General features: G+C 31.7%; 10 protein-coding genes and 1 tRNA gene. 8 read left to right on the forward strand and 3 right to left on the reverse strand.

Annotated features, from left to right (window positions below; all coding sequences use genetic code 11):
• Window positions 1-95: 95 nt before the first annotated feature.
• Window positions 96-2,717 (forward strand): TonB-dependent receptor, encoded by a 2,622-nt coding sequence (locus tag KV700_RS13770; RefSeq protein ID WP_254712920.1) that lies wholly within the window; start codon window positions 96-98, stop codon window positions 2,715-2,717.
• A 61-nt stretch (window positions 2,718-2,778) separates the two neighbouring features.
• Here KV700_RS13770 and dnaE read toward each other — a convergent pair whose 3' ends face one another.
• Complete coding sequence (gene dnaE / locus KV700_RS13775; RefSeq protein ID WP_218598225.1) at window positions 2,779-7,119, reverse strand: DNA polymerase III subunit alpha; 4,341 nt, start codon at window positions 7,117-7,119, stop codon at window positions 2,779-2,781.
• 763 nt (window positions 7,120-7,882) lie between these two features.
• Complete coding sequence (locus KV700_RS13780; protein ID WP_166385864.1) at window positions 7,883-8,329, reverse strand: PA2169 family four-helix-bundle protein; 447 nt, start codon at window positions 8,327-8,329, stop codon at window positions 7,883-7,885.
• Between the two features lie 354 nt (window positions 8,330-8,683).
• Between KV700_RS13780 and KV700_RS13785 the strand changes: the two genes are divergently transcribed.
• From KV700_RS13785 to KV700_RS13795, 3 genes are all read left to right on the forward strand, one after another.
• Window positions 8,684-11,857, forward strand: a complete 3,174-nt coding sequence (locus KV700_RS13785) for a TonB-dependent receptor (protein WP_218598226.1) — start codon at window positions 8,684-8,686, stop codon at window positions 11,855-11,857.
• A gap of 74 nt (window positions 11,858-11,931) precedes the next feature.
• Window positions 11,932-12,933, forward strand: a complete 1,002-nt coding sequence (locus tag KV700_RS13790) for an endonuclease/exonuclease/phosphatase family protein (protein ID WP_254712921.1) — start codon at window positions 11,932-11,934, stop codon at window positions 12,931-12,933.
• A gap of 12 nt (window positions 12,934-12,945) precedes the next feature.
• Window positions 12,946-13,980 (forward strand): alkaline phosphatase D family protein, encoded by a 1,035-nt coding sequence (locus tag KV700_RS13795; protein ID WP_218598227.1) that lies wholly within the window; start codon window positions 12,946-12,948, stop codon window positions 13,978-13,980.
• A 48-nt stretch (window positions 13,981-14,028) separates the two neighbouring features.
• On the opposite strand, the gene KV700_RS13800 is transcribed toward KV700_RS13795, so the two are convergent.
• Window positions 14,029-14,688 (reverse strand): Crp/Fnr family transcriptional regulator, encoded by a 660-nt coding sequence (locus KV700_RS13800; protein WP_254712922.1) that lies wholly within the window; start codon window positions 14,686-14,688, stop codon window positions 14,029-14,031.
• Between the two features lie 316 nt (window positions 14,689-15,004).
• Between KV700_RS13800 and KV700_RS13805 the strand changes: the two genes are divergently transcribed.
• The 4 genes from KV700_RS13805 (at window position 15,005) to KV700_RS13820 (ending at window position 17,617) form a co-directional block, all read left to right on the forward strand.
• On the forward strand, window positions 15,005-15,547 hold the full coding sequence (locus KV700_RS13805) for a 30S ribosomal protein S16 (protein WP_218598228.1): 543 nt from the start codon (window positions 15,005-15,007) through the stop codon (window positions 15,545-15,547).
• Between the two features lie 19 nt (window positions 15,548-15,566).
• Window positions 15,567-16,094, forward strand: coding sequence for a ribosome maturation factor RimM (gene rimM / locus KV700_RS13810; protein WP_218598229.1), 528 nt, complete (start codon window positions 15,567-15,569; stop codon window positions 16,092-16,094).
• Window positions 16,095-16,099: 5 nt separating this feature from the next.
• Window positions 16,100-16,186, forward strand: a tRNA-Ser gene (locus KV700_RS13815).
• Between the two features lie 213 nt (window positions 16,187-16,399).
• The gene (locus KV700_RS13820; protein WP_166385858.1) at window positions 16,400-17,617 is read left to right on the forward strand and encodes an ROK family protein; all 1,218 of its coding nucleotides are present in this window, start codon (window positions 16,400-16,402) and stop codon (window positions 17,615-17,617) included.
• Window positions 17,618-17,953: the final 336 nt, after the last annotated feature.

The following is a 17,953-nucleotide window of genomic DNA, read 5'->3' on the forward strand; positions in this document are numbered from 1 at the left end:
AATTAACGGTATGATAATAAAAAGTTAAAATTTTATTAGGTTTTTTAATAAAAGTTATAAATATTTGTTTATACTTAAATTAAAATATAATTATTATGAAAAATTTGTTTTTTAAAAGAAATACATTTATGCTGCTATTTACATTCTTTTCTTATGTAATTGTAGGGCAAACAATAAAAGGAAAGGTAACTGACGCTAACGGAAACAGTGTTCCTTACATAAACGTTGTTGAAAAAGGAACTTCTAACGGTACGCTAACAGATGATAATGGAATGTATTCTATAGACGTTAATACAATTCCAACAGTGCTTATTTTTTCATCAATGGGGTATACGACTATAAGTCAAAAAATAACTTCTAGCGCAAACTTAAATATTACAATTAGTGAAAGTGATGTAAGTTTAGATGAAATTGTTTTAACAGGTAATCGATCTAAACCAAGAACTATTTTAGATTCTCCTGTACCAATAGATAATGTTAGTGTTCAAGAACTAAAAGCAACTGGGCAAACTAGTGTTGATAAAATGTTAACGTATACAATACCATCTTACAATGCAAGCAGCCAAACAGTTTCTGATGCTACTGCTCATTTTGATCCAGCAGATTTACGTGGCTTAGGACCAAGTAGAACATTGGTTTTAGTAAACGGAAAAAGAAAAAATCAAAGTGCTTTGGTATATGTAAATGATACTCCGGGTAAAGGAGAAGTTGGTACAGATATGAAAAGTATACCTACAGCTGCTATTGAAAGAGTTGAGGTTTTAAGAGATGGAGCCTCTGCTCAATATGGTTCTGATGCAATTGCCGGAGTTGTAAATATTATTTTAAAGAAAAACATTAATTATACAGAAGTAAATGCAAGTACAGGTTATACTTCTAAGTTAGATGGACTTAATGCATCTGCAGATATAAACCATACTTTTACTTTTGCAGATAAAGGATTTGCCAACGTTACCTTTGGTTTAGATTATCAAGAAAAAACAAACAGAGCAGGTACCCCTGGTGCAGATGGTCTTTTTGGTGTTGATAACCAATGGACAAGAGACAACCCAGATTTAGGAATGACCATAGGTATGCCAGAAATGAAAAAGGCAGATTTATTTTTAAATGCTGAATATCCTATAAGTGAGGATACCAAACTATATTTATTTGGTGGTTTTAATGTTAGAGAAGGAACTAGTTTTTCACTTTACAGAACACCTTACTGGCCTGGTGTACCAACCGATGCAGCAAGCAATCCATTATATGATGGAGTTGGAGATTACCAAGGTTTTCAACCAACTTTTGAAACAGGCATTAATGATAATTTATTAACGGCAGGTATTCAATTTAAGTTTTTAGGTTTTAATGCAGACGCAAGTGCAACTTATGGTAGCAACACTGTAGATTATACTATTGGAAATACAATTAACCCAAGTTTAGGTGCTAATAGTCCAACTAATTTTGATGCTGGTGGTTATGGTTTTAATAATATTCTTGGAAACTTTGATATTAGTAAAAGTATTGATGCTGTAAGTTTTGGTTTTGGTGTTGAAGCAAGAAAAGAAACTTTTGAAGTTACTGCTGGTGAAGAAGCTTCTTATATTGATGGAGGGGCACAATCTTTTCCAGGTCTTCAGCCAGGAAATGCTTTAAAAGAATCTAGAACTAATGTTGGTGTGTATTCTACTTTAGATTGGGATATCTCAGAAAAATTCTTAATTGGTGGTGCTATTCGATATGAAAATTTCTCTGATTTTGGAGGAAACACTTCATGGAAAGTAAACTCTAGATACAAAATAAATGATGCAGCGGTTTTAAGAGCTTCTTTTGGAACCGGTTTTAGAGCTCCATCATTACATCAAGTTTATTTAAGTAACGTGCAAACTTTAGTTTCTAACGGAACTATTTCAAACCAAGGAACTTTTAATAATGTAGATCCAATTATTAAAGACTTAGGTATAAAAAGTTTATTTGCAGAAACATCAAAAAACCTTTCTGTTGGAGGTACACTTAAAGTTTCAAGAAACTTTTCTGTTTCCTTAGATTATTATAGAGTAGCTGTTGATGATAGAGTTTTGTTTTCTGGAGAAATAAATGCTACAGATGATAATGGTACTGTAAATGCAGATGTTCAACAAATATTAGATGATAATAGTGTTACAAGTATTAAGTTTTTTATAAACGCAGTAAATACGGTTACAGAAGGATTTGATTTTGTGTTAAGACAAAAAAATATTGAAGCAGGTGCTGGTAAATTTGGAATTAATCTAGCTTTAAACATAAACAAAACAACGTTAGAAGGTATTATTAATACTCCAGATAAATTAGCGAATTATAAGGAGCAAATTTTCAGTAGAAAAGAACAAGCACGTATTACAGATTCTAGACCAAACACTAAAGTTTTATTTGGTGTAGATTATAATATTAAAAAGTTAAATATGGCGTTAAATAACACATATTTTGGTTCTGTAAAATGGCAGCATGCTGTAGACCCTACTAAAGATCAGGTTTTTGCGGGTAAAGTTATTACAGATTTATCTTTAAGATATGCTTTTACAGAAAAGATATCTGCAAATCTTATTGTAAACAACTTACTTAACGTATACCCAGATATTATAGATACTAAAGGAGATGTGGTTACAGATTTAGGAGGGCGTTTTAAATATCCTTGGGAAGTAAATCAATTTGGTTTTACGGGGACTACTTTTAAAGCAGGTATCAGTTATAAATTCTAAAAGAATATCATAATTAAAAAAGGGAGGTAAACAATTTGTTTACCTCCCTTTTTTATTGCTTTTAATTTAACTTATATGCAATTTGCTGTGTATCTAGACTAGCTAACAATTCGTTGGTTATATGAACCTTCGTATTTCTACTTGGCAAGCTAATTTCTAGTTTTTCCTTTTCATCCCAAATAGTGAAATTTAAGTTTTGTTTACCAGGTGTCTTCTTTAAGATCGATTCTAAGTTTAAAATAGCATCTTCTTTAATTTCACTTAAAGGAAGTTGAATGGTTACTTTTTTACAGAGTTCATCCATAATATCATGTAACAATTTCATTTCTAAGAATTTTAATCTAGGTTCACCAACAACGCCTGTTTCTTTATTAGTCCAACCAGGTTGTACGGTTGTACGAATAAATAAAAACTGATTCGGCACTAAAAAGTGTTGCATTCTTAGGTAATCTTCCCCAAAAATTCTAAATTCATTACTATCTCCATAATCTTCAACCGTAAACATTGCCCAACCTTTACCTGCTTTAGAAACTCGGTGTTGTACGTCTGTAACAATACCAGCAAAAGCTAAATTCATGTTTACAAATTTAGCAAGATCTGCTTTAAAGTATTTCAAAGAAGCGTTGCAAAATTTTATTTCATTTTTAAAATCATCTAAAGGATGTGCGGAAATATAAATTCCGATTACTTCCTTTTCTTGTTGTAATAATTCCATGGTTCCCCAAGTTTCGCATGTAGGAATATCTGGTTCTGGAAACTGAACGGTAGAAGCTTCCCCAAACATAGAAACTTGTGCAGAATTTTCATTTTCTTGATATTTATGTCCAAATTTCATGGCGCGTTCTAAGAACGTCAAGCCTTTTTCATCAGTAGCAAAATATTGAGCTCTATGGGTATCTGTAAAAGAATCAAAAGCACCTGCTTTTATCAAACTATCAAAAGATTTTTTATTGGCAGCTCTTAAATCTACACGTTTTGCTAAATCAAAAATTGAATTAAAATTCCCATTTTCTTCTCTTTCCTGAATAATAGCTCTTACTGCTCCAGCACCAACACCTTTTACGGCTGCCATTCCAAAACGGACAGCACCTTCATTATTTACAGAGAACTTTAAAAACGATTCATTTAAATCTGGACCAAAAACTTGCAATTCCATTCGCTTACATTCTTCCATAAAGAAAGAAACAGCTTTAATATCTTTCATGTTATTAGAAAGTACAGAAGCCATATATTCTGCAGGGTAATGTGCTTTTAAATATGCCGTTTGATACGCAATCCACGCATAACACGTAGAGTGAGATTTGTTAAAGGCGTAACTTGCAAAGGCTTCCCAATCCTTCCAAATTTTTTCTAACTTTTCTGGATCATGACCTTTTGCAGCTGCTTGCTCTACAAACTTTGGTTTCATTTTATCTAGTACTGCAATTTGCTTTTTACCCATTGCCTTACGTAAAACATCAGCTTCACCTTTGGTAAAGTCTGCTAGTTTCTGTGATAAAAGCATTACTTGCTCTTGGTACACTGTAATTCCGTAGGTTTCTGCCAAATACTCTTCCATGGCAGGTAAATCGTACTCAATATCTTCGGTTCCGTGTTTTCTATTAATAAAAGACGGAATATATTCCATTGGACCCGGACGATATAATGCATTCATTGCAATTAAATCGGCAAAAACGGTTGGTTTTAAAGAACGCATGTGTTTCTGCATTCCTGGAGATTCATATTGGAAAATACCTACCGTTTCTCCTCTTTGGAACAATTCATAAGTTTTTACATCATCTAAAGGAAATGTTTCTGGATCTAGCGTAATATCATGTCTTGCTTTAACAATTTTAACGGTGTCTTTAATTAAAGTCAGCGTTTTTAATCCCAAGAAATCCATTTTTAACAAACCTGCGTCTTCAACGACAGAGTTATCAAATTGGGTAACATACATATCGGAATCCTTTGCTAGAGCAACAGGAACATAATTGGTAATATCTCCGGGCGTAATAATTACACCACAGGCATGAATTCCGGTATTTCTAACAGAACCTTCTAGTATTGTTGCTTTATTAATTGTTTCGGAAATCAAATCGTTTCCGTAAGACATTTGTTTTAATTCTTCTATTAAAACTTTTTCTTCGGCACGTAAACCATCAACTTTACCTTTACTTTTAGCATCATCGCCAAAAATATTTTTTAGTTTAATTCCTGGAATTAATTTTGCAATTCTATCGGCTTCAAAAAGCGGTAAATCTAAAACTCTGGCAGTATCTCTAATAGAAGATTTTGCTGCCATGGTTCCGTACGTAATAATCTGCGCAACTTGGTTTGCACCATATTTATCAATTACATAATCCATTACACGACCACGCCCTTCATCATCAAAATCAATATCAATATCGGGCATCGATACACGTTCTGGATTTAAGAAACGCTCAAAAAGTAAATCGTATTTAATAGGATCTATATTTGTAATCCAAAGACAATAAGCAACTACAGAACCCGCAGCAGAACCACGCCCAGGCCCCACGGCAACATCCATTCTTCTTGCTGCTCTAATAAAATCTTCTACAATTAAGAAATACCCAGGATATCCCGTTTTTTCAATAACCTCTAATTCAAAATCTAAACGTTCTTTAATAGATTCTGTAATTTCTCCATAACGTTTTTTAGCACCTTCAAAAGTTAAGTGTTTTAAGAAATTGTTCTCACCACGCTTACCATTATCTTTTTCATCTTCCGGATCTTTAAATTCGTCACCAATATTAAAAGCAGGTAATAATACATCCCTTGCAAGGGTGAAAATTTCTACCTTATCTACAATTTCTTGAATATTACTAATAGCTTCAGGAATATCTGCAAACAACTTTTTCATTTCGTCCGTAGACTTAAAATAATACTCGTCGTTAGGCAAACCGTATCTATAACCTCGTCCTTTACCAATAGGGGTAGATTGCTTTTCACCATCTTTTACACACAATAAAATATCATGTGCGTTGGCATCTTTCTTTTCTAAGTAAAACGTATTGTTGGTGGCAATAATCTTAACATCGTGCTTTTTAGAAAATTTTAATAAAGTTTCATTTACAATTTTTTCGTCTTGCTGATCATGACGCATCAACTCAATATATAAATCGTCTTTAAATTGTTCTTTCCACCAAATTAAAGCATCTTCAGCTTGTTTTTCTCCAAGATTTAAAATTTTACTAGGAACCTCTCCATATAAATTCCCTGTTAAAACAATAATGTCTTCTTTGTATTGCTCTACAAGTGCTTTGTCAATTCTTGGTACATAGTAAAAACCATCTACAAAGGCTGCAGAAGACATTTTAGCTAAATTATGATATCCTTTTTTATTTTTTGCTAATAAAACAACCTGATACCCGTTGTCTTTTTGCGATTTATTTTTATGATCTTCACAGATATTAAACTCACAACCAATAATTGGTTTCATGGGAGTTGCTGCTGTTTTATTATGGTTTAAAACAGCATTCACAAAATGGAAAGAACCCATCATGTTTGCAGTATCTGTCATGGCAACTGCAGGCATATTGTCTTTTGCGGCAGCTTTTACAATATTACCCAATTGCATGGTAGATTGTAAAACAGAATATTGTGTATGATTGTGTAAATGCGAAAATTGTACATTTTCTAGTTCAGCTAAACCATCTGAAGTAGATTTTGTTGCTGCAGTACCTTTTAATTTCTCTAAACGTTGGCGAATTATATCGCTTTCCTTTTTAAGATTGATGTGTTTTAAACCAATTACCTGAATCGGTTTCGGGTTCGCCTCAGAGAAATTTTTAAAATAATCATCATCTACATCTAACTGTTCTTTGGTAAATTCTCTAATACGAATTAACTCTAAAAAACAACGTGTTGTAGCCTCAACATCGGCAGTTGCATTATGCGCATCACCAAAACCAACACCAAATAAATGATTGTGTAATTCTGTTAACGTTGGTAGTTTAAATTTCCCTCCACGACCACCAGGAATCTGACACATGGTAGCCGTTTTCTCGGTACACGTATCTAAAATAGGCAAAGGAGTCATCTTATTTTCGATACCTAATCTATGGAATTCACAGCCCATAATACTGAGGTCGAAATTTAAATTCTGACCAACAATAAATTTCGTTTTGCCTAAAACCTCGTTAAACAATACCAAACATTCCTCTAAAGTAATCCCTTGTTCTGCTGCTAATTCAGTCGAAATTCCGTGAATTCTTTCTGCATCATACGGAATATTAAAATTGTCTGGTCTTATAAGAAAATCGTTGTGTTCTAAAACATTACCCATCTCATCATGCAGTTGCCACGCAATTTGTATACACCTAGGCCAGTTGTCTGTATCGGTAATTGGAGCATTCCAACTTTTAGGTAAACCGGTAGTTTCTGTATCGAAAATTAAGTACATAAAAAGGCTTTTTTTGTGATGAGATTGTTCGTTTTAAACGGACTGTAAATTTACGTTTTTTTGTTGAATTTAAAATAGGTAAATTAGGAATCATTGTTAAATTATAGCGTTATAAAATGTTTGTATAATAAAAATTATTTTCTATATTTTTGGGCGTGCCCATTTTTAAAACACCAAGTTAGTTGCATTAACTTTTTGCTTTAAAAATGGTCAGGCTATTCGTTACAAGTCCTCGTTCGTGCCTCACTGTGGGCTTTTCACTGCTATCCTTCACGCGGAATAAATGTTTAGTTTGTCTTTTATAAGCTAGTAAAAATTACATAAGTTTTGTTTGTTGTTGTGTTATCAGTGTTATCTAATTTTTTACGCTATAGCTCGTTTGTAGTGAGTACCGTAGTTACTTTGCTAAATCAACCTTTGACGGCACTCGTTGCAAACGAGCGTTAGCGAGGTGATAAGTTATCAACGATTGTCTTAGTTTTAGAGTATCAGATGTTTACAGAGAAAATTTTTATTCATTTTTTTTGCATGTCTATTTTTACTCGCGCTTGTGCTCGTTTGCAATGAGTACCGTATTGCTTTGTAAAACCAATCTTTGATGTCACTCGTTAGAAACGAGCGTTAGCGAGGAATTTTATAAAAATACTAGTGTACAGGTTTGTTGGCTAAACTTAAAGTTTGCAAGAATTAAAAAGCCAATCCTATTAAGGATTGGCTTTTTAATTGTTTTATAAAGTTATATTTAACCTACTAAAATTTATGATTAGGCTAACTCTTCTTTCACCATTAATAAATTAATAGCAGCTTGAATTTTTTGTTGTTGTTCTTCTAGCATTTTTTTTGTTGAGGGAGCAAAAACATCTTCCAATAATATTTCTTTATATTCATCTAAATTGGCTCTTTCTCCTCTAAGTGCTTCTTCTAAAATAGCCTCTTCGTCGTTGGAGCTAAATAGAGATTTTAGTGTCATCCAATTTCTGTGCATTGTACCTTTAAAAGAACCGTTCTCTTCAGGTATTTGTCCGTGTAATAAAATTTCTGTTCTTATGTCTTTTGCAAACAGACTTCTTTCTGAGGCTCTATTTTTAAAGAAAATTTTTAATTTTGCACTCTCTACATTTTCTGCGGCGTTTAAATACCCTTTTTCAGCATCATAATTTTTCTCTAATAATTCGTTTAATTTGTTCGAAATTTTTTCTGTGTACTTCATGTTATCATTTTCATTTTAAATTCCAATAGCTTGTTTTAAGATGTGTATTGTTTAGCATCTGATACAAAACTATAAAATATTAGAGGTTGTCATTGGTTCATAAGATTTAGATTTTAACTCATATACTATTTATATAAATAGTAAGAAATATTTTTACATCTAATATTTAATAAAGACCTGTTGTTTTATATAGGTTTTATAAGCGTTTTAGGTTAAAATGTGATAACGATAATCACTTTTTGCAATATTAAGAAACGTTTAAATTAAGATTAAATCTAAATCAATGTTAATACTTAACATTAATGATTGTCTTGCCAAGTATAGTTTTGATGCTTATTAAAACTAATTTAACTTATGAAATTATCAGTAGTAAAAAATCGTTTATCCATTAGTATGATGATTACTTTTGGGGTATTGTTTTTTAACATTCATCAATCTTTTGGGCAAGCAACAAATGCTTCCGTAAAAGGAGTTATAACAGACAAAAGTGGAGAGCCTTTAATGGGAGCTACCGTAATTGTTAAAAACACTTCTACAGGATTTAGTTCCGGAGCTACAACAAGTGAAACCGGAAGTTACAAAATTCAACAATTACCTTTAGGAGGTCCTTATTCTGTAACTGCAAAATATTTAGGTTTTACAGATATAGTTCATAAAGGTTTTTTGTTAAACTTAAATGATGCCTTAACGGTTGATTTTGTTTTACAAGAATCTGCTACTTCTTTAGATGAAATTGTTATTTCTTCTAATAGTATGGCGAAACGTATTCAGCAAATGGGAGCTTCTACAAAAATTGGAGAAGTTCAAATTAAAAACTTACCATCCGAAGGAAGAAATTTTACAAGGCTTACAAGTTTGTCTCCGTTGCAAGGAGCCGGAAGTCTAAATTTAGGAGGTCAAAGAAGTACGTCTACAAATGTAACTATCGATGGTGTTAATTTTAGAAACACTTTAACAGCAGGCGAGGTTGGTAAAGGTCCTTATACGATTTCTCAAGAAGCCATTAGAGAATTTGAGGTTTCTACAAATGATTATGATGTAAGCCAAGGTAGACAAGGTGGTGGTTCTATTACTTCTGTAACAAAATCTGGTACTAATGAGTTTGAGGGAAGTGCTTTCTTTTACCACAGATCAGACAATCTTCAAAGTCAATATACAATACAAGGACAAGATAGAGAAGCAGATTTTTATAACTCTCAATCTGGTTTTAGTTTAGGAGGTCCAATAATTAAAGATAAATTACATTTTTTCTTAGTTTATGAAAGACAAGATGCAGGAGATCCTCAATTTATTGCAAACATACAAAGTGATAATGATGCAAATAATTTACAAATTTCAGAAGAAAGTTTAAATCGTTTTTTACAAATAGGTAGAGATAAATATGGTTTAAGTGATTCTCAGCAAGTAGGGCAGTTTGATAGAGTGACAGAAGCTAATAATTTATTTTTTAGATTAGATTGGCAAATTAATGATAAGCACAGATTAACGTTTAGAAACTTATATAATAAATGGGATAATCCTTTAAGTGTAAGTGATAATTCTAATATAGAGGTTGCAGAATCTTATTCTGATTTTGAATCAAAAGAAAATAGTATGTTTCTGTCATTACGTTCTGCTTTTTCATCGAGTGTAACGAATGAGTTTAAAGTACAATACCAACATGCAGAACGTGTTTTTGGACCTAATTCAGAATTGCCTTCACAAAATATACCAAGAGCAATTGTACAGGTAGAATCTGTTTTACCAAATGGTAATAGCAGTAGTAGAAGTGTACAGTTAGGAGGACAACGTTATTCACCAGAAACTAATTTAGAAAATCAACTTCAGATTTCAAATACAACATATCTTAGTGCAGGTAAATTTAACTTTACGTTTGGTACAGATAACTTAATTACTTACTTAGAAACGCAATTATCTAATGAGCAAAATGGTCGTTTTTTCTTTGATTCTTTAGATGATTTCGAAAACTTAAACGCTTCTAGATACGCAAGAGAAGTACCTTTACAAGGATCTTCTTTAGTAAAACAAACTGTTTTAGATTTATCACTTTTTGCTCAAGTAGAATTTGATATAAATCCTAATTTAAATATTGCAGCAGGTATCCGTTATGATGCAACAGCATTTTTAGATGATGCAGAATATAATCCTTTAGTGGATCAAGAATTAGGAATTCGTACCGATGTAAAACCAGAAGATTTTGATAATATTCAACCAAGAGTTCAATTAACTTGGAATATTGAAGGGAATGATACTGATATTTTAAAAATTGGTGGAGGTGTATTTACTTCTCAACCACATTATTATGCACAAGTTAATAACATTCAAAATAGTGGTACTTTATTAGGTGCTATTGATGTTACAGGAGCAAATGTACCAACCCCAGATTTTGAAGCATATAGAAATGACCCAAGTACTGTACCTGGTGTTCCAGCAGGAGTAACTCCATTTTCTACTATAAATGCGGTAAGTCCAGATTTTGAAGTACCAACCATTTATAAAGCAAACGTAAATTATACACACTTTTTTGGAGATAGATATAGTTTAGGAGTTAATGCTGTTTTTAGTCATACAAAAAACAACTATGTATACCAGGAAGCAAATTTAGTAGCAGAACCTTATTTTGTAACGCCACAAGGTAGAGAGGTTTTTGTACCTGCAAATACAATTTCTGCAAATGGTAGTACAGATTGGACGGAATCTAGAGAATCTGATTTAGTAGGTAGAACTTTAGTGTTAACTTCTGATGGAGTTTTAGATAACCTTGCTTTAGTAGTAGATGGTTCTGCAAGAATAGGAAAAGATGGTTATGTAAATGCAAGTTTTACTGTAAATCGTTCTAAAGACAATTCTTCTTACAACTGTTGTGTTGCTAATACGTCTACTTTTCTTCCTGTTAAAGGAGATCCTAGAGATTTAAATTATGGTTATTCTGATAATCATTTTGACACTAAAGTGGTAGTAAATGGAGCAACACCAACTTGGAAAGGATTTACTTTAGGAGCAACAATTGTGGGTACAGGAGGTACAAGATACTCTTTAGAAGCAGGTGGTAATAGAAGTGCAAATGGAGATTTTAATTTAAGTAATGAAATTGCATATATTTTTAATCCAAATGATGCAAGTACACCTCAATATATTAAAGATAGTTATAATGAAGTATTAAACGATCCAGAAACTTCTCAAGGATTTAAAGATTATTTAAAAGAAAGTTATGGAAGTTTTGCAGAAAGAAACGGCGGAAAAAACCCTTTTAGTGCAACAGTAGATCTTCGTCTTGTAAAGAAGTTTAGCTTTTTAAACTCTAAGCATGCTTTAGAAATATCTGCAGACGTTTTTAACTTTATGAACTTATTAAATAAAGAATGGGGGCGCAGTCATAATTTTGGAAACAGAAATTTTATGAATATTAATGGGTTTGATCAATCAACAAATAGCTACGAATACAATATACAAACAGGTGCTGGTACAGAGCCAATAAATGGAACTCCTTGGAGATTGCAGTTTGGTGTAAGATATTCGTTTAATTAAAAAATAGTTTGTTTAGTTTTTATTTGAGGGTTTGATATTTCTCTGTCAAACCCTTTTTTTAAATAGTATAATTTATGAAAAATAGTATATACATTTTAGTCTTTTTAATTTTAATAAGCTGTGGAGGTTCTAAGAATTTAATAGAAAAAGATGCTTCTTTTTTTGATAAAAGTTATGTAGGAAAAGAAAACGGAGAAGTAATTCCTTCTGATTACATTTTCCCTCAAAAAGAAAGTTTTAAAGTCCTTTCTTGGAACGTAGAGCATTTTGTAGACTCTTTTGATGATCCTTATATAGATTCTAAAAGAGAAAATAGCCCGGATTCTTTAATGAATAATAAAGTTGCTAATTTAGTAACTGCTTTAAAAAAAATAGATGCAGATGTAGTTGTATTGCAAGAATTTGAAAGTGCAAAATTTTTAAGAAGCATTGCTGATGAAAATTTACAAAACATGGGGTATACCTATTTTGCAGATGTGCCTAGCCATGGTTGGTATATGAATGTAGTGGTTATGAGTAAATTTCCGTTAGGTATTATTTATGGTTATGGAAATGTAACAACACCTCTTTTAGAGTATAAAAATGAAGAAGGACAATTAGAAACACAAAACACTTTAAATACTAGAATGTGGTCTATAGAAGTATATCCTACTTCAGATTATAATTTTTTACTTACCGGAGTTCATTTAAAAGCAGGTAGAGGAGAACGAAATATAGCCATGAGAAAAGGCCAGATTAATTTTCTAAAACAACAGTATAAGCGATTCTTAAAAGAGGACAAAAACAAAAATATTTTAGTAGTCGGAGATTTTAATAGTGTACAAGGTAGCGAAGAAATTAATCTATTTCTAAATGAAAAAGTAAAGAGAGAAAAATTTATAGATCCATTACCCGAAACAGTAATGACACATACTTCTGATGACCCAAAAAGAAGATTAGATTATATGTTGATGAATACCAATATGTATAAAGAATATATAGAAAATTCAGCGGAAGTCCCTCAACTTTTTGTGCCTAAAAAAATGAGAGAAATTAGTGATCATTTACCAGTAACCACAACATTTATAATTAAATAAAAAGTTTAAAAAATGAAAAAAATTATTATAGTACTTCTTGTTTTTACAGTTTTGTCTTGTAAAACAACTTCTAAATCAAGTGAAGATAAAGCTTATTCTAAGCAGTCTACAAAAGAAAAAACAGCAGATTTTGTACTTACTTTTGGCTCTTGTAATAAACCTAATCAAAAGAATCTGTTATGGGATGATATTGCTCAATTGAACCCAGATGTATGGTTGTGGGGAGGAGATATTATTTATGCAGACACAGAGAATATGGATAAAATGGAAGCCGATTATAATCTTCAAAAAAAGCAAAAAGGATATGCAAACCTTTTAAAAGAAACGAAGGTTTTGGGAACTTGGGATGATCATGATTTTGGAGCCAATGATGCAGGTGTAGAATATCCTAAAAAAGCAAAAAGTCAGGAATTATTATTGGATTTTTTAGAAGTTGATAAAAATTCTCCTAGAAGAAAAAGAGAAGGGGTGTATCATTCTGAACTTATAGAAACAGCTAAAGGATCTGTAAAAGTTATTTTGTTAGATACTCGTTATTTTAGAACAAGTATTAGTGAAAAAAGTGTAAACGGTGTTCAAGAGAATCGTACTATTTTAGGTGAACAACAATGGGCCTGGTTAGAAAGTGAGTTGGTTAATTCTTCTGCAGAATTTAATGTCATTTTAAGTAGTGTACAGGTAATTGCAGAAAAACATCGGTATGAAAAGTGGGCAAACTTTCCGTTAGAACGTAAAAAACTACTTGATGTAATCGTATCTTCAAAAGCTAATAATGTTATTCTATTGTCTGGAGATCGTCATATATCTGAGTTTTCAAAAGAAGAAGTTAGCGGCTTAACTTACCCTTTAATTGATTTTACATCAAGTGGAATGACACACGCAAGTGAGAACTTTACTAAAGAATACAATCCGGCAAGAGTAGGTAAGGTTATTTCTACAAAAAGTTTTGGGGTGTTAAAAATTAATTTTGACCAAAAAAAGGTTGAGATGGAAATGCGTGGAGATGCAACGTTACAGCAAAAAATAGAACAAGTTTATCCTTTATAATAATTTATAAAGGACTTATAAGTAATATGTATTTTGTTTCTAGATAATTTAAAAGATTAATTGTTTTTCTTTTTGTATGATAGAAGCAACAGTTTGACGGGTGACCCCAATAAGGTCACCCATATCCTGTTTTGTTAATAGGTTAAACAAAATATGAGGTCTGCCATTTGCATCTTCTATAGGAACACTGTAATGTTTTCTTAGTGATGATATTCTTTCTTCAATCTGTTTTTCTTTAATATTTTTTAGTTTTACTTCTGCAGCACACCATCGTTTTACGATATAAGAAATAAACCAGTTAGAAAGAAATGGATTTGTTAGTACGGTTGCCTTAAAAAAATCTAAATTGTATACTCTAATTTTACAATCTACAATTGCTTTAGCGTATTCTTGAAACTGACCATTAAGGTATTTAAAGTTACCAAAAAATTCTGTGTGAGGTAAAACTTCATAAACAAAACTTTCTCCATTGTCGGAATATCCACCAAGTTTTACCGCACCTTGGATAACCTCGTATATGTAATTTTCTTTGTTTGGTGGCAAATAGATATATCCATTTTTTTTTACGTTTATTTCAAGTATATGTTCTTTATGGAATTGGATGTTTGAATTATTTATTTCAGAAAATAGGTCAAAATTTTCATAACCGTTATTATTGGGTCTATTAATGGTAAGCATATAAAAAGGGTTTAATAAATAAAAATACATGTTTTAATAAATAGGAATGTTAAGTAATCATTATTTAACATGTTAAGTTTTTTTTGGAAATATAAATTTTAATAAAAGACATGGATGATTGTGTTAGGGATTGAATCTTTCGACTACGCTTAAGACAGGCTCTATGTTTGAGCTCTTTTTTGAGGTACGAAAAAAAGCGAGTAGTGAAAGCCTGTTAAAACGCCTTAAAAAATATTGATATTTAGCGTTTTAGTTTAGAAAAGGTTTTGTACTTTTGCGCCCACTTACTACGTGATAGTAAGATTTTTAATAATAAAGGTCGAGAACCTTAACAAATTAACAAATTATGTCTGTAAAGATTAGATTACAAAGACACGGTAAAAAAGGGAAACCATTCTATTGGATCGTTGCCGCTGATGCTCGTGCAAAAAGAGATGGTAAATACTTAGAAAAAATAGGTACTTACAATCCAAACGTTAACCCTGCAATTATTGATTTAGATGTAGATTTAGCTGTAAGTTGGTTACAAAATGGTGCACAACCTACTGATACTGCAAAGAACCTTTTATCTTACAAAGGTGCAATGTTAAAAAACCATTTAGTTGGTGGTATTAGAAAAGGTGCTTTAACACAAGAACAAGCAGATGCTAAATTTGCAGCTTGGGTAGAAGCAAAAGCGACTAAGATTTCTGATAAAGAAGCTGGATTATCTCAAGCGCAATCTGATGTAAAAGCAGCAGCATTCGCAGCAGAAAAAGCAGTTAATGAAGCAAGAATTGAAGCAGCTAAACCAGAGGTTGTAGAGGTTGTAGAAGCAGCAGCAGAAACTGAAGCAGAAGAAGTAGCTCCAGATACTATTGATGAAGCTCAAGCAAAATCAGCAGAATAAATTATAAATTTATACGAAGATGCGTAAAGAAGATTGTTTTTATTTAGGCAAAATCGTTACAAAATATAGTTTTAAGGGTGAAGTTGTTATCAAATTAGATACCGACGAGCCTGAGTTGTATACAGAAATGGAATCAGTTTATGTCGAATTCGGCACAAACTTGGTTCCATTTTTTATTGATAAAAGTTCATTACACAAAGGAAATCAGTTACGCGTTCAGTTTGAGGATGTGTATTCTGATGAAGAAGCAGATTCTATTTTAAAGTGTGGTGTTTATTTACCTACAACGATGTTGCCAAAATTATCTGGTGACAAATTTTACTATCATGAAGTAATTGGTTTTACAGTTGTTGATGCTAATTTTGGTGAAGTTGGGCAGATTGTTCATATTAATGATAAAGCAGCGCAACCTCTTTTTGAAATTGACAGAGATGGTACAGAGGTTTTTATTCCGATGGTAGATGATTTTATTAAGAAAGTAGATAGAGAGAACAAAACGATTCAAGTAGATACTCCTGAGGGGTTGATAGAGTTGTATTTGTCTTAAAATAAAGAGAGGTGGCCGAGTGGTCGAAGGCGCTACCTTGGAAAGGTAGTATACTGGTAACGGTATCGAGGGTTCGAATCCCTTCCTCTCTACAAGAAACCAAAACCCTATAAACTATTTGTTTATAGGGTTTTTTGGTGTACTATTTTTATTTAAAGTAATTTTTTCGCTATTTAAGTTTTTGTTTGTAAAACTTAAAATGTGCTTACTTAATTTTTATTAAATTAATAATCTGTCACCGAAAAACATGTGTTAATAAAATATTTTACTAACTTGCTTCTATTAATATTACTAAAGTAAAAAGTATGATTGACTTATTAGATTTTGTAAACGAAAATGGTATAAACGGAAGAAAGGCAAGTAATAAGAAGAGTATTATTCGTGGTCTTGCTAAATGTGAAGACTCGCTAACGATTCCTGAAATTGCCATTCTTATAGATGTTAGTATACCAATTTGTACGTCTTTAATAAGGGGTTTGGTTACTAGTCGTCTAGTTACAAAGGAAGGAAAGAAAACTTCAGAGAATGGAAGGAAACCGTTTACTTATTCTCTTAATAAGGGATCTTTTCATGTTGTTGGTGTAGAAATTCTTTCAAAATTTATTCAATTAAGTGTTTTTAGTATCGATCTAGAGCTTATTCATACTAATACTATTAAGGGGTTTACTTTATCAAAAGATATTGAATGTCTTAAGAATATTACTCATTTTATAGAGAGCTCTTTAAAGGATTCGGGTATAGATAAAAAAAATATTATTGGTATTGGTGTTGGGATGCCAGAGGTTGTAAAAGACCATAATGGTGAGTTAACAACCTATTTTTCTGATGAAGAAATTTCTCTTAAAGAATATTTAGAATCTCAAATAAAACTTTCGGTTCTTATAGATAACGATACAAGAACAATTGGTGTCGCAGAACAAACTCTTGGTAGTGCAAAAGGAATTGATAATGTTTTAGTAGTGAAAGTGAGTAGAACTTTGGGGTTGAGTATAATTGCTAATAAGAGTATTCTTAAAGGTAGTCAGGGACTTGCTGGTGGTATGAATCATACTCAGTTTAAAAAAGGAGTTAGACCTTGTTGTTGTGGTAAAATAGGGTGTCTGGGAACAGAGGTTGGCGGAGATGCTTTATTAGTAGATCTTAATGATGCGCTTAGGGATAACGAAATTTCTATCCACTTTAATATTCAAGATCTACCTACTTATGGTTATCATGATGTACTGGATGCTGTTTTAAAAGGTGATGAGCTTTCTATTAAATTAATTCAAGATCAAGGTTATAAATTGGGAAAAGCATTGGGTAATATTATGAATGTTTTAAACCCAGAATTAGTGTTGATAGGTGGTGAATATGCTATGGTTAAAAATTTCTTTGTAGATGCTGTTAAAATAGGTGTTAGAAAAACTGCACTTATAAGTACTATGAAAAATTGTGAAGTAAAAGCATCTGTGTTGGGTAGGTATTTAGGGGTAAAAGCAGAGGCGTGTATGTTTCTTAAGGCTTGTGATATGATAGCTTTTTAAAGTATGTAAATATATTTTGTGTTTTCTGTAAACATAATAATTTCTTTTTTTTAATGTAACGCCATTTGGTGTTACATTTTTTTTGTCTTATTATTTAAGGGGTATTAACTGTATTTTGGGTTTATTGTTTAAGTACTCTACACCTTTGTGTCCTGTTGCTCTAGCTAGTGTTTCGTTTTTTACTTCTTCTAATTTTATTTTAAAAGACTATTGATCAAACAGATGGTTTAGTTTTTATTTAATAAAATATTTTATTAAATAAATTAGCTATAATAAATTATTTTATTATATTTGAATATGTTACAGTAATGTTTCGTTAATTATTAGTAGCAAAAT

The sequence above is a fragment of the Polaribacter sp. NJDZ03 genome, assembly GCF_019263805.1.
Lineage (GTDB): Bacteria > Bacteroidota > Bacteroidia > Flavobacteriales > Flavobacteriaceae > Polaribacter.

What these genes read in the sequence shown, in the direction of transcription:
- KV700_RS13805 (WP_218598228.1), top strand. Translation starts at nt 15,005, where the DNA reads ATGTCTGTAAAGATTAGATTACAAAGACACGGTAAAAAAGGGAAACCA.
- rimM (WP_218598229.1), top strand. Translation starts at nt 15,567, where the DNA reads ATGCGTAAAGAAGATTGTTTTTATTTAGGCAAAATCGTTACAAAATAT.
- dnaE (WP_218598225.1), bottom strand. Translation starts at nt 7,119, where the DNA reads ATGTACTTAATTTTCGATACAGAAACTACCGGTTTACCTAAAAGTTGG.
- KV700_RS13790 (WP_254712921.1), top strand. Translation starts at nt 11,932, where the DNA reads ATGAAAAATAGTATATACATTTTAGTCTTTTTAATTTTAATAAGCTGT.
- KV700_RS13785 (WP_218598226.1), top strand. Translation starts at nt 8,684, where the DNA reads ATGAAATTATCAGTAGTAAAAAATCGTTTATCCATTAGTATGATGATT.
- KV700_RS13770 (WP_254712920.1), top strand. Translation starts at nt 96, where the DNA reads ATGAAAAATTTGTTTTTTAAAAGAAATACATTTATGCTGCTATTTACA.
- KV700_RS13795 (WP_218598227.1), top strand. Translation starts at nt 12,946, where the DNA reads ATGAAAAAAATTATTATAGTACTTCTTGTTTTTACAGTTTTGTCTTGT.
- KV700_RS13820 (WP_166385858.1), top strand. Translation starts at nt 16,400, where the DNA reads ATGATTGACTTATTAGATTTTGTAAACGAAAATGGTATAAACGGAAGA.
- KV700_RS13780 (WP_166385864.1), bottom strand. Translation starts at nt 8,329, where the DNA reads ATGAAGTACACAGAAAAAATTTCGAACAAATTAAACGAATTATTAGAG.
- KV700_RS13800 (WP_254712922.1), bottom strand. Translation starts at nt 14,688, where the DNA reads ATGTATTTTTATTTATTAAACCCTTTTTATATGCTTACCATTAATAGA.